At 73.7% G+C, this 12770-nt stretch carries 10 protein-coding genes, 1 pseudogene and 1 riboswitch; of the genes and pseudogenes, 5 read left to right on the top strand and 6 right to left on the bottom strand.

Annotation, left to right across the window (positions count from 1 at the left end; translation table 11 throughout):
• Window positions 1-135 precede the first annotated feature (135 nt).
• Together AB0O67_RS08840 and AB0O67_RS08835 are read left to right on the top strand one after the other, a co-directional pair.
• Window positions 136-501 (top strand): nuclear transport factor 2 family protein, encoded by a 366-nt coding sequence (locus tag AB0O67_RS08840; protein ID WP_365447685.1) that lies wholly within the window; start codon window positions 136-138, stop codon window positions 499-501.
• A gap of 52 nt (window positions 502-553) precedes the next feature.
• Window positions 554-638, top strand: a riboswitch (ZMP/ZTP riboswitch).
• Between the two features lie 22 nt (window positions 639-660).
• Entirely contained in the window at window positions 661-1512 is an 852-nt protein-coding gene (locus AB0O67_RS08835; RefSeq protein WP_365447683.1) for a bifunctional 5,10-methylenetetrahydrofolate dehydrogenase/5,10-methenyltetrahydrofolate cyclohydrolase, read from the top strand.
• A gap of 289 nt (window positions 1513-1801) precedes the next feature.
• Here AB0O67_RS08835 and AB0O67_RS08830 read toward each other — a convergent pair whose 3' ends face one another.
• Entirely contained in the window at window positions 1802-3775 is a 1974-nt protein-coding gene (locus AB0O67_RS08830; protein WP_365447681.1) for a translation factor GTPase family protein, read from the bottom strand.
• 162 nt (window positions 3776-3937) lie between these two features.
• Here AB0O67_RS08830 and AB0O67_RS08825 point away from each other — a divergent pair, with 162 nt between their 5' ends.
• Window positions 3938-5038, top strand: a complete 1101-nt coding sequence (locus AB0O67_RS08825; RefSeq protein ID WP_365447679.1) for an XdhC family protein — start codon at window positions 3938-3940, stop codon at window positions 5036-5038.
• 27 nt (window positions 5039-5065) lie between these two features.
• Here the strand turns inward: AB0O67_RS08825 and AB0O67_RS08820 are convergent, their stop codons facing one another.
• From AB0O67_RS08820 to AB0O67_RS08800, 5 genes are all read right to left on the bottom strand, one after another.
• Entirely contained in the window at window positions 5066-5566 is a 501-nt protein-coding gene (locus tag AB0O67_RS08820; protein ID WP_365447677.1) for a metallophosphoesterase, read from the bottom strand.
• Window positions 5567-5685: 119 nt separating this feature from the next.
• Window positions 5686-5865, bottom strand: a complete 180-nt coding sequence (locus tag AB0O67_RS08815) for a hypothetical protein (RefSeq protein WP_365447675.1) — start codon at window positions 5863-5865, stop codon at window positions 5686-5688.
• A gap of 93 nt (window positions 5866-5958) precedes the next feature.
• Window positions 5959-6315: a DUF6479 family protein gene (locus AB0O67_RS08810; protein ID WP_365447673.1), complete on the bottom strand. Its 357-nt coding sequence runs from the start codon at window positions 6313-6315 to the stop codon at window positions 5959-5961.
• A gap of 82 nt (window positions 6316-6397) precedes the next feature.
• A complete protein-coding gene (locus AB0O67_RS08805) occupies window positions 6398-6817 on the bottom strand; it encodes a CBS domain-containing protein (RefSeq protein ID WP_365447671.1) in 420 nt (139 codons plus the stop codon).
• An 88-nt stretch (window positions 6818-6905) separates the two neighbouring features.
• A complete protein-coding gene (locus tag AB0O67_RS08800) occupies window positions 6906-9350 on the bottom strand; it encodes a SpoIIE family protein phosphatase (RefSeq protein WP_365447669.1) in 2445 nt (814 codons plus the stop codon).
• 205 nt (window positions 9351-9555) lie between these two features.
• Here AB0O67_RS08800 and AB0O67_RS08795 point away from each other — a divergent pair.
• Together AB0O67_RS08795 and AB0O67_RS08790 are read left to right on the top strand one after the other, a co-directional pair.
• Window positions 9556-10162 (top strand): annotated as a pseudogene (locus tag AB0O67_RS08795) (lantipeptide synthetase); the annotation flags it as partial.
• Window positions 10163-10545: 383 nt separating this feature from the next.
• Window positions 10546-12696: a SpoIIE family protein phosphatase gene (locus AB0O67_RS08790; protein WP_365447667.1), complete on the top strand. Its 2151-nt coding sequence runs from the start codon at window positions 10546-10548 to the stop codon at window positions 12694-12696.
• Window positions 12697-12770 lie beyond the last annotated feature (74 nt).

Raw genomic sequence — 12770 nt, 5'->3', positions numbered from 1 at the left:
GGACACGGTCGGCCCAGTCCCCTCACCCGTCAGGCGCAGCCCTGCCGCGCTTGCCGGGGCCGACCGTGCGGAGGAGTCTCGTAGGAGAGGCTCCGCGCGGCCCGCCCGCGGGCCGCGGCCCCGAAGGAGGTCACGATGGGTACTGCGGCCAGTCCCGCCTTCGACGCCGAGACCCTGCGCCGGGCCGTGGAAGGCAATCCGAACACCCTCCTGTCGCTCTACGCCGACGACGCCGAGGTGCGCGTCGTGGACCGGGACACGCAGCCCAGCCGTCCCCGGGTGCTGCACGGCCGGGACGAGATCAGCGCGATGCTCGACGACGTGTACAGCCGCGACATGACGCACAGGCTGGAGGAGTGCGTGGTCCAGGGAGACCGCGCGGCCTTCACCGAGTCCTGCGAGTACGCGGACGGCGTCCGGGTCCTGTCCGAGTCGATGCTCAGGCTGCGGGACGGCAAGATCACCGAACAGACCCTGATCCAGGCGTGGGACGAGGGGTAGCGGGACGGGGCAGCGGCGGGACGGAAGCTGCGGCACGGCCTCGGTTACGCTGTTCCGGGACCGTGACTGGCGCTGAGGTGGAGTACCACCGGGGAGCGGTTCACGCAGAGTCGATGCCGCGCGCCTGGGCGATCCGGTCGATCGACCCAGGAGTGGATCATGTCTCAGGCCCGGCTCATGGACGGTACGGCGCTCGCCCGGCGCATCGTCGAGGACACCGCGAAGCGCGCCGCCGATCTCACCGACCGCACGGGCACCGCCCCGTGCCTGGCCACGGTGCTGGTCGGCGAGGACCCCGCGTCCGTCACCTACGTCCGTATGAAGCAGAACCGCTGCCGCGAGGCCGGCATCACCTCCCGTCATGTGGTGCTGCCCGCGACCACGACCACCGCCGAACTCGTCGGCACGCTCAGGGCTCTGTCCGACGACCCCGAGGTGCACGGCATCCTGCTCCAGCACCCGGTCGGGGAGCACATCGACGAGCGGGCCGCGTTCGAGGCGATCGCGCCGGAGAAGGACGTCGACGGGGTCACCTTCGCGTCGTTCGCGACGATGAGCTTCGGCCTGCCGGGGTTCGTGTCCTGCACACCCGGCGGCATCATGCGGCTGCTCGACGAGTACGAGGTCGACCCGGCCGGGAAGCGGGCCGTGGTGGTCGGCCGCAGCGCCATCCTCGGCAAGCCGGCCGGCATGCTGCTGCTCGCCCGGGACGCCACGGTCACGTACTGCCACTCCCGCACCCAAGACCTGTCGGCGGCCGTCCGGGAAGCGGACATCGTGGTCGCCGCCGTCGGGCGCCCACGCCTGGTCCGGGGCGAGGACATCAAGCCCGGCGCCGTCGTGATCGACGCCGGGTACAACGCGGGGAACGTCGGTGACGTCGACTTCGACCAGGCGGCCGAACGGGCCGCGCTGATCACCCCCGTGCCCGGTGGCGTCGGCCCGATGACGATCGCCACGCTGCTGGAACAGACGGTCGGCGCGGCCGGACGGCAGTTGGGCGCGGCCTGACGTCGGGGTGCCACCGGCGGGGGCGGCCTGACGTGAGGACTCGTTCCGCCGGATCGCGACGGACCCACGTCGGCGCGCCCCGGGCCGCGACCCCGCGACGCAGTGTTGCGAGCAGCTGGTGGACGAGCTCGTCCACCAGCTCGTCCTGCGTCGCGGGCACCCGACCCCGTGCTCCGATCGTGGATCAGGCCGTTGACGCTGCCGATGAGGCCGTCGCGGCGAGGCGGTGGTCGCGGCGGGCCGCCTCGCCCCGCTCGTGCCGCGCTGACCTCCGCCGGCCGGCGGTGCCTCAGGTACCGACCCGGCGTGTCACGTTCAGCAGGTACTCCTTCCGGTTCAGCGGATTGTGGTCGGTGCGCGGCCGCTCGGGCACCGCGGCGCCGGACGCCACGGGCGCGTAGTGGTCGAAGGCGCTGTCCAGCTCGCCCTCGCCCCGGGTGAGCCCCGGCAACCGCTGTTCCAGGGCGTGCACCTGGGCCGCGGGCACCGTGCCCTCCATGACACAGGCCGCGTCACCGGTCCCGGTCGTCCGCGGCACGGCGCGCAGCGCGGCCAGCATCGGCAGCAGGGCGCCGAGCGTGTCGGCCGGGGCCTCGATCCGGAAGCGGTGCATCGGCTCGTGCACCCGGGTGCCCGCACACCGCAGCGCCTCGATCAGCACCAGCGGGGTCAGGCCCCGGAAGTCCTGGCCGGTGCTGGACATGCTCTTGTCGAAGCCCTGGTGGGCGTGGCTCTGGCGGGGCGAGTAGCCGGAGTGCGTCATGGTGACCGTGCAGTCGGGGATCCGCCAGCCGTGCAGGCCCTGGTCGAGGGTCTCGCGGACGGTGTCCTCCACGGCCTTGAAGAAGGCGTACGGCATGGAGCCGAGCTCCACCTCCAGCCGGAAGCGGACGCCCGCACCGGGCGGGGCGGGGTCGACGCGCAGGCCGACCGTGGCGAGGAACGGGTTGGCGTCCTTCCCGTTGAACTCCACCGCCGACCCGGTCCCGGCCAGCCGCTCGACGCACAGAGGTGTGGTCTCCCGGAAGGTGACGTCCAGTCCGTAGTCGCCCGCGAGCGTGGCCTGGACGACCTCCTTCTGCACCTCGCCGTACAGGGAGACGGACGTCTCCGCGCGCACCTCGTCGTGCCGCAGCGCGATCAGGGGGTCCTGCTCGGCGAGCTGGGTGAGCGCCAGATGCAGGGCCCGCCGGTCCGTCCCGGGGCCCGGGACGACGACCGTCTCCAGGGTCGGCGAGGCGAAGAAGTGCCCGTACGGCTCCCGCGGTACGCCGAGAGAGTCGCCGATCCTGATCTCGGTCAGGCCCCACAGCCGGGCGATGCGGCCCGCCGGGACGGCGTCCTGCCGGGTGTCGGTGCCCTGGTCGAAGACGCTGATGGCGGTGATCCGGCCCTCCGTGCGCTCCGCGCCGCACGGCACCCGGTCACGGATGCGCAGTGTGCCGGAGAACAGGCGCGCGTAGGCGACCTTCTCGCCCGCCGGGCCCCGCTCGACCTTGAAGACGGTCCCGGAGACCGGGCCCCCGGGATCACCGCCGGCGGTCGGCAGCAGGTCCCTGATGCCACCGATCAGGGCGTCGACGCCGGCGCCCGTGATGGCCGAGCCGCCGTAGGCGGGGTGGACCAGGGCCTCGCGGGTCCGGGCCGCGAGGGACGCGCGCAGCAGGCCGTCCGGGACGGTGCCCCGTACGAAGGCGGCGAGCAGGTCGTCGTCGTGCTCGGCGAGGACGTCGAGCGCGGCCGGGCCGGGACCGGGAGTGAAGCCGGCGGCCGGGGTGCCGAGGCAGGTGGCCGTGCCCATGGGGACGACGGACGCGCCGAGACGTTCGGAGACCGAACGCAGCACCGCGTCGTAGCGGGCTCCGCGGCGGTCGATCTTGTTGACGAAGAGCAGCGTGGGAATGCGCAGCCGGCGCAGGGTCCGCATCAGGACGCGGGTCTGCGCCTGGACGCCCTCGACGGCCGAGACGACCAGGACGGCGCCGTCCAGGACCCCGAGCACCCGCTCCACCTCGGCGATGAAGTCCGGGTGACCTGGGGTGTCGATGAGGTTGACGGTCACGTCGTCGAGGGGGAACGAGACGACGGCCGACTTGATGGTGATGCCGCGCTGCCGCTCCAGCGCGAGGGTGTCGGTCCGGGTGCTGCCGGCGTCGACGCTGCCGATCTCGTCGATCACCCCGGCGGAGTGCAGCAGCCGTTCGGTCAGGCTGGTCTTACCCGCGTCGATGTGCGCGAGGATCCCCAGGTTGAGCAGGTGCACGAAGCGTCATGTCCTTTGTGGAGTGGGTCTTTGCGGCGGCGGAGGACATGAAGGGAGATCGCATCGGTGACTCCTTGCTCGCTGACGACTGGTCGGGTGCAGTGCAGCAGAAGAGCGGCGGCGCGACAATGGATTAACGCTCAACCATGCGAGGGTCGCCATATGCGTGAGATTCTTCCGGCGCTGCGCCACTGGTACGCGCAATCAGCCCCGTTCGGCCTGGCCACGGTCGTGGGGGTGAGCCGCAGTGCGCCGCGTGATCCGGGTGCCGCGATGGCGGTGGGACCGGACGACGAGGTGGTCGGCAGTGTGTCGGGGGGCTGCGTCGAGGGGGCGGTGTTCGAACTGGCCCAGGAGGTCGTCGAGAGCGGCGAGGCCCGGCTGGAGACCTTCGGGTACAGCGACGACGACGCTTTCGCGGTGGGGCTGACCTGCGGCGGCGAGATCACCCTGCTGGTCCGGCCGGTCACACCGGAGCGGGACCCCACCTTCGGGGCGGTCGCCGAGACGGTCCTGGACGGCCGCCCCGTGACCGTGGCGACGGTGACCGACGGGCCGGCGCCGCTCGGGGCGACGCTAGCCGTGTGGCCGGACCGGGTGGCCGGCACGCTCGGCACGGGCGGTCTGGACGCGGCGGTCACCGCCGACGCGCGCGGCGAACTGGCCCTCGGCGCGACCGGCGTACGGCACTACGGGCCGCGCGGGGAGCGGCGCGAGGACGACGTCTCCGTGTTCCTGCACTCCTTCGCGCCGCCGCCGCGCATGCTGGTGTTCGGCGCGATCGACTACGCGGCGGCGGTCGCCCGCGTCGGTGACTTCCTCGGCTACCGGGTCACCGTCTGCGACGCCCGACCGGTCTTCGCCACGCCGAAACGTTTCCCGCCCGGCGTGGAGGTCGTCGTCGACTGGCCGCACCGCTATCTGCGCGCTACCGGCACCGACGAGCGCACCGTGATCTGCGTGCTCACGCACGACCCGAAGTTCGACGTGCCGCTGTTGGAGGTGGCCCTGCGCCGGCCCGCCGCGTACATCGGGGCGATGGGCAGCCGGCGTACCCACGACGAGCGCACCAAGCGCCTGACCGAGGCCGGTCTCACCGACGGTGAGCTGTCCAGGCTGCGCTCCCCGATCGGCCTCGACCTCGGCGCGCGGACGCCGGAGGAGGTGGCCGTGTCCGTCGCGGCGGAGATGGTGGCGCTGCGGTGGGGCGGCAGCGGGACGCCGCTGACGGCGACCAGGGGGGCGATCCATCCGCAGTCGTAGCCGCGACCGGCGCGGCGGGCGGCACGGTCAGCGGGGCGGCAGCCGGTGCAGGGTCACGTCCGTGAGCCGGCCGCCGGCGACGGTCGCGGTCATGTAGGTGCAGTGCGGCTGGCGGCGGCGGTCCGTCGGGGAACCGGGGTTGAGCAGCCGCAGGCCGGTCGCGGCCGTGGTGTCCCAGGGGATGTGGCTGTGGCCGAAGACCAGGACGTCCAGACCGGGGAAGCGGGCGGCGCAACGGGCTTCGCGGCCCTGCGCGGGGCCCGACTCGTGGACGGCGGCGAAGCGCAGGCCGTCGAGCTCGGCGTGGGCCACCTCGGGCAGCCGGGCGCGCAGTTCGGGTCCGTCGTTGTTGCCGTACACGCCGATCAGCCGGCGGCAGCGGCTCTCCAGCAGGTCCAGGGTGGCCGTGTCGACCCAGTCACCGGCGTGGAAGACCACGTCCGCGTCCGACATCTCGGCGAGCAGCGTGGCAGGCAGCGCCTTGGCGCGCTTCGGCAGATGGGTGTCCGACGTCAGGAGCAGGCGCACTGTCACAGCGTAGGACGGCCCTCGGCCGTGGGCGCGCGAGGGCGGTCCACGGCGGCTGATCCGTCAGGAGTCGCTCTGTCAGGACGGCCGGGTCGGGACCGGCCGACGGAGGTGTTGCCTCAGTCCTCACCTCGCACGATGTTCCACTCCGGCGCTGTGTGCGAGGTCCGGGGTCCGTCCGGGCTCTCCACGGCGGGGAGCCAGGTGCGCAGTTCGCTCTTCGCGCGCAGCCGACGGGCCTTCGACCAGCCGGTTTCCAGCCGGCGGACGACGGGTTTGTCACTGGTGGACGTGGTCACGACGCAAACCTCTTCCTTCTGCGTCCCCTCGTACGAGTGTACGGAACTGGTGACCGGGTCCCCCGTCGTCGCCGCCGGTAAACGCCGTGCGGCTCAGGCGCCGCCGGGGCCGCCGCTGCCGAAGGAGCCGCTGGAGCCGCGGTTCCAGCGTGGCCTGCGCTGGTCGCCGCTGGACATGCCGCCGGAGGGCCGCAGGTCGTGCGGGGTGAGGCGGTCGTCCGCACCCATCTCCCGGGGTGCCCGCTGTTCCCGGGTCTCCCGGACCGCGCCGGAGGCCGGCAGCCGGGGCTGCTCGTCGGGCCGGGGCCGTCGGGGCTCGCGCTTGCGGACCTTGATGCCGAGCAGCACGGCCCAGACCAGGGCCCCGGTGACGATGACGCCACCGACGAGGACCGCGACGAACCCGGCGACGGAACCAGCTGCGGCTACTTCGTATGCGGTGAGGTTCATGCGCTCCGAGTACCCGGTCGACGGCGGTGAATGACTCCGCGGCCGCCGCGGACGCCGGAGCCGGCCGGCGGTGCGCGACGGGCTACGGGTTGGGCCTGGCCACGCTGATGTCGCCGAGCGCCGACTGCGGATCGCGCTCCATGGCCAGGTCGCCCAGGGAGACGATGCCCACGGCGTGGTCCTCGTCGACGACCGGGATGCGGCGGACGGCGTGTTCGCGCATGAGTTCCACCGCGTGGTCCAGTTCCTCGTCGGACCGTACGGTCACGAGGTCGTCGCTGCACGCGGCGGCCACGGTGATCTCGTCGGCGTCGCCGCCGTCGGCGATGGACCGCACCACCAGGTCACGGTCGGTGACCAGGCCACGCAGGTGGTCGCCGTCCGTGACCAGGACGGCGCCGAGGTCCTGATCGCGCATGATCCGGGCCACCGCCGCGACGGACGTCTGCGGTTCCACGGTCACCGGGTCTGCGGTCATGATGTCGCGGACGTACTGGGCCATGACGTGCCTCCTTCGTCTGCTGTCCTGTGTCGTGTGTCCTCTGTCCTCGGCTCCGAGTACCCGGGGCGGCAGCGACGGCACGTGCGGGTCAGCGGTCCAGGGCGATCTCGCTCCACACCTGCTTGCCGCCGCTGGCCGGCACCGTGCCCCAGGACGCCGACATGGCCTCGACGAGGAGCAGGCCGCGGCCGCCGGTGGCCTCCCAGCCGATGCTGGTGGGCTTGACGGGCGTGCGCGGGGAGGTGTCGGCGACGGTGAGGCGCAGCCGGCTGTCGACCAGGGTGAGGTCGAGGCGGACCGGACCGTCGGTGTGCACCAGGGCGTTGGTGACGAGCTCGGAGACGATCAGCAGGATGGCGTCGGTGTGCGCGGTCACACTCCAGTCCCGCAGGGTGCGCCGGGTGAAGCGGCGGGCATGGCGGACGGCCTCCGGGACCCGCCAGACGGTCCAGGTCTCGCGCCGCGGACGGACGTCCATGCCGTCGTAGCGCATGAGGAGCAGGGCCACGTCGTCGCCGCGGTGCGCGTCACCGAGCAGGCCGTCGGCGACCAGGCCCAGGTGGGCGGGGTCGGAGGCGGCGAGCCGCTCGGCGAAGCCCGCCATGCCCTCGTCGATGTCGGAGTCGGCGGTCTCGACCAGCCCGTCGGTGGTCAGGGCGATGAGCGTGCCGGGCTGGAGCCGCAGCGGGCTCATCGGGAAGTCGGCCTGGGCCAGCACGCCGAGCGGCAGGCCGCCCGCGACCTCCGCGATCTCGGTGCTGCCGTCGGGCTGGCGCAGCACCGCGGGCAGATGCCCGGCGCGCACGCACCAGGCGGAGCCCTCCTCCATGTCGACGTCGACGTAGACGCAGGTGGCGAAGAGGTCGGTCTCCATGCCGACGAGGAGCCGGTTGGCGTGCGAGACGACGACGTCCGGTGGGTGGCCCTCGACGGCGTAGGCGCGCAGCGCGGTGCGCATCTGGCCCATGAGGGTGGCGGCGCCCGCGCTGTGGCCCTGGACGTCGCCGATGACGAGGGCGACGTGGTTGTCGGGCAGCGGGATCACGTCGTACCAGTCGCCGCCGACCTCCAGACCGGCCGTCGCGGGCAGATAGCGGGCGACGGCGACCGCGCCGGGCAGCTCGGGCAGGCGGCGCGGGAGCAGTTGGCGCTGGAGCATGCCGACGAGTTCGTGCTCGGCGTCGAAGGCGTGGGCGCGCATCAGGGCCTGGCCGGCGAGACCGGCGGAGGCGGTGAGCAGGGCGCGTTCGTCGGGTCCGAAGTCGTGCGGGCGGTCCCAGCCGATCAGGCAGGCACCGGCCATCCGGCCCCCCGCGGGCAGCGGGAGCACGGCGAGGCCGCCGGGCCCGACCTCGGCGAGCGCGGGTTCCAGGGCGGTGCCCGCGGGCCAGATCTGGGCGCGGCCCTCGCGCAGGGCGGCGGCCAGGGTGGGCATGGCGCGCACGGGCGCGTCGGGCCATTCGGTGCGCCATTCCAGGCGCCACAGCTCGGGCCAGGCCTCCGGTTCGGGCGGGTCCAGGACCGTGACGACGAGTCGCTCGTGCTCCAGTTCGGCCAGGGCGATCCGGTCGGCCTGCAACGGCCGGCGCAGGGCGGCGACCACCGCCTGGCTGACGTCACGGACGGTGCCCGCGGTGGCCAGGGCCGCGGCCAGGCGCTGGACACGGGTGACGTCCGTGACGTCGGACCGCAGCGTGGAGGTGTCGTCGACCGTGCCCGACAGCCGGGAGGCGACGCCCTCGCCGCCGGGCAGCAGACGGCCGCGCAGCCGGAGCCACTTGGGTGGCCCGCCGGGCTGGCGCACCCGGAACTCCAGTTCGCGGTCGCCGATGGTCATGTGGTCGGCCTCGACCACGGACATCAGCGACGGCAGGTCCTCCGGCACGGTCCGGCCGAGCAGCGTCTCGACCTTGCCGTCGAACTCGTCCCGGCCGATGCCGAACAGCTCCAGGAGGTCGTCGCCGACCTGCACCAGGCCGGTGTCCATGGCGAGGCTGAACCCGCCCGGCGCCAGCTCACCGCCCTCGGCGTGCGGTGACGGGGAGGGCGCCGCGACGGCGTCGGCGATCAGCTCCAGGCATTTGCGGTCGTCGGTGTCGAAGCCGTCCCGGTACTCGCTCACGGCGAGCAGGCATCCTCCGCCGCCGGTGCGACGGGCGGGCAGCGCGGCCAGGGAGAAGTCCCGCGCGGCGGTACGGCGGGACTCCGCCCGGTCGGCGAGTTCGCCCGGGCCGAGCCACACGGCGCGACCGGTGTGGTGGGCGTCGGCCACCGGCGAGCCGCCGGTGAGCGGATAGCCGTCGCGCAGGCCGTACAGGGTCCTGGGCACGCCGGCCGACTCGGCCATGCACAGCACCTCGCCGTCGTCGCTGGGCGTGTAGAAGGCGGCGAAGGTCGCCCGTGCGAAGACGAGCGCCTGTTCGAGGAGGCGGTGCCCGCGTTCGGGGGTGTCGGGGTCGGCCATGAGCGCCGAGAGGGCGTCCTCGGCACGCAGCACTCGCGCCCTGCGCCCGGCAACGCCCTCACTGACCACGTCCGTATTACAGCGCTAATGAACGCCGCGCGCAGCCCCTGTGGACACAGTGCGGCCCTTCGACGGGCCGTCGGGCGGGCCCACGCTCGAAACGGATCGGACAGGTTTTTACACATGCGTACCGCACGGCCGTCTCGTGACAGGCGTGACTGTCCGGGGCCCGCCCCCGGCTGGAAGGCTCGTTGCCGGTCACCGAGGGGGAGGCATGGACAAGCGGTACGAGGTGTACGCACTGGCGGACAGCCACTTCCACGACACGCCCGACCGGCTCGGAGGTGGCGGCCAGCCCCTGTACGAGACGGCCCCACCCAGGGCTGGAAGATCCACGCCTCCGCCACCCGGGCGGACGCGGACCGGATCGCGGCGATCGTGTGGGACTACTGCGTGCCCCGGCGCATCCCGTTCGAGTTCGTGCCGGCCGCCCACCTGCTGCACCTGCGCAACGCCAAGTACGCCCCGCGCGACAGCAGCGGCAAGTTCGTCACCGTCTACCCGGCCGACGAAAAGGATCTGCACCTGGTGCTGCGCGAGCTGCTGAAGGGCTTCGAGGGGCCCTACGTCCTGACCGACCTGCGCTGGGACGACGGTCCGCTGTACGTCCGCTACGGCGCCTTCGCTCGTGCCACGTCGTCGACGAGCGCGGCTCGCTGGTGCCTGCGGTGCGGGACGGCGAGGGCACGCTGGTGCCGGACCGGCGGACGCCGTCCTTCCAGGTGCCCGGCTGGATGACGCTGCCCGCCTTCCTCGAACCGCAGCTCGCGGCCCGCAACACCACGACCGTCGGCGACCTGCCGTACCGGATCGAGAAGGCGCCAGACGCCGGCGGAGGCCGGCGCCCAAGGGCTGCTGCGCCGGGCCGGGCGGCACAGCGGGGGTCGGTGCCTGGCGCTGTGCCTGGCGGGAACGGCCGCCACCGGGGCCCGGCCGAGTACACCTGGAGCGCGTGCCCCAATTCCTGGCCGCCGTTGCCGTGTGGCGGCACGCGAATCCGGCCAATGGGATACGCGGGGGCGCGCACTCCGTGCCTGTGCTCCACCGCACGCTTCGACTCCTGGGGCATGGCCCGGGGCGCTCGGGGTACGCGGTGCCTTTCCCCGTCATCGCCGCTGCCCGTGTGGAGGGGCGCTCGCCGTGCGGGGCGGGCCGTCCCGGGGCAGATTGATTTCCGGGACTCGTCCCGCGGCGCTGCGAGGAGGTGGTCGGCGTGCCCGACGAACAGGCGCCCGCGGCGCGCAAGGCCCCCGCCGGTGGTCCCCTGCTGTCGCTGGCCCTGGCCACGATGATGGACGGCGTCAACGCCCACTCCGGCGCGGTGTATCTGCTGGACGCCGACGAGACCGTGCTGGAGATGGCGGTGGCGGGCGGACTGCCCCGGGCGTTCGCGGCTCCCTGGGAACGGGTCGGGGTGAACGCCCCCATCCCCGTCGCCGAGGCGCTGCGCTCGCGGCGGCTGGTCTGGGTGGGTGGCGAGGAGGACATGGCCCGCCGCTTCCCGCGCGTCTCCGTGGTGCTGCCCTACCCCTTCGCGCTGGCCGCGCTGCCGGTGGCGACCGCGACCAGGGCCTACGGCGCGGTGTTCGTGACCTGGCCCGGCTCCGACCATCACGAGCTGACCGACCGGGAGCGGGAGCATCTGACCGCGGCGGGCGAACGGCTCGCCGTGCGGCTGGAGCGGGCCGCGGAGGAGAGCCGGCCGGTGCTGCCGGAGGCCGATCTGCTCGCCTCACCGGCCGTCGGGTCCCTGGCGGGCACGATGGGCTCGGTCGAGGCGGCGCGGATGGTGGCACGGCTGCCGTACGGACTGTGCTCACTGGATCTGCACGGGCGGATCACCTACGCCAACCCCGCGGCGGCCGAGCTGATCGGCGTACCGGCCGGCCGGCTGCAGGGCACCCAGCTGTGGGCGACGGTGCCGTGGCTGAACGATCCGGTGTACGAGGACCGGTACCGGGCCGCGCTGCTCAGCCAGCACGCCACGTCGTTCGTCGCGGTGCGCCCGCCGGGGGACTGGCTGTCGTTCCGGCTGTATCCGAGTGCGACGGGGCTGAGCGTCCGGGTGAGCAGGGCCCGCGCGGTGTCCGAGATGCGCCGGGCCGTGCCGCCGCCCGGAGACGGGCCGGGACCGACCCGGCTGGTGACCATCTCGCAGGTGCTGAGCCTCGCCGGTGCGCTGACGGAGGCGGTGACCGTGCAGGACGTGGTGCAGCTGGCCGCCCAGGAGGTCGTGCCGGCCCTGGGCGGCCAGGCGCTGGTGCTGCTCGGCTCCCGTGCGGGCCGGCTGCATGTGCTGGGGCACCACGGCTATCCGGACCCGCACGTCGTGGAGCGGTTCGACGGCTCGCCGCTGAGCTCGCCGACGCCGGGCGCGCACGCGCTCAACAGCGGGGTGCCGGCGTTCTTCGACTCCCGGGCGGAGCTGGAACGGCTGTATCCGATCCGGCACGAGACCCCGGACGGCTTCGCGGCCTGGGCGTACCTGCCGCTGATCGCGTCCGGGCGCCCGGTGGGCACGTGTGTGCTGGCCTACGCCGAGCCGCACACCTTCCCCGCCGACGAGCGTGCCGTGCTGACCAGCCTCGGCGGACTGATCGCCCTCGCCCTGGAGCGCGCCCTGCTCTACGACGCCAAGCATCAGCTGGCGCACGGCTTGCAGGCCGCTCTCCTGCCGCCCTCGCTGCCACCGCTGCCCGGCATCGACACGGCCGCGCGCTATCTGCCGGGCACCCGGGGCATGGACATCGGCGGCGACTTCTACGACGTGATGCCGCTGGAGGGGCAGGCGGCCGCGGTGATCGGGGACGTGCAGGGGCACAACGTGACGGCGGCCGGGCTGATGGGGCAGATCCGCACCGCCGTTCGCGCGTACACGATGGTGGGTCAGGCCCCGGCGGAGGTCATGCGCAGCACCAACGAGCTGCTCATCGGCCTCGGGGCCGAGCTGTTCGTCAGCTGTCTGTATCTGCGGATCGACGCGGCACGCGGGCGGGCCGTGATGGCCCGTGCCGGGCATCCGCCGCCCCTGCTGAGGCGGCCGGACGGCAAGGTGCGGGTGCTCGACCTCGCGGGCGGGCCGCTGCTCGGGATCGACGGCTCGGCGACGTATCCGACGACCGAGGTGGACCTGCCGCCGGGTTCGGTGCTCGTCCTCTACACGGACGGGCTGGTCGAGTCCCCCGGCGTCGACATCGAGGACGCGCTCGCGGAGCTGGGACGGCGGCTGGCCGAGGCCGGGGACCTGCCGCTGGACGAGCTGGCCGACGTGATGGTGGGTCAGGGGGACACGGAGGAGCGGGTCGACGACGTGGCGCTGATGCTGCTGCGGACGCGGGGGGACGGGGACGTCTGAGGGGTCCCGGACGCGGGCGGGCGCGGCCGGGCGCCGCGGGAACGGAGCGGTCCGGCCCTCCCGCCGGAGGGCCG

It is taken from the genome of Streptomyces sp. NPDC086077 (assembly GCF_040686175.1).
In the GTDB taxonomy this organism is placed as follows: Bacteria; Actinomycetota; Actinomycetes; order Streptomycetales; family Streptomycetaceae; genus Streptomyces.
Note: the sequence above shows the minus strand (reverse complement) of the source record. Positions and strands in the feature narration are given on the sequence as shown.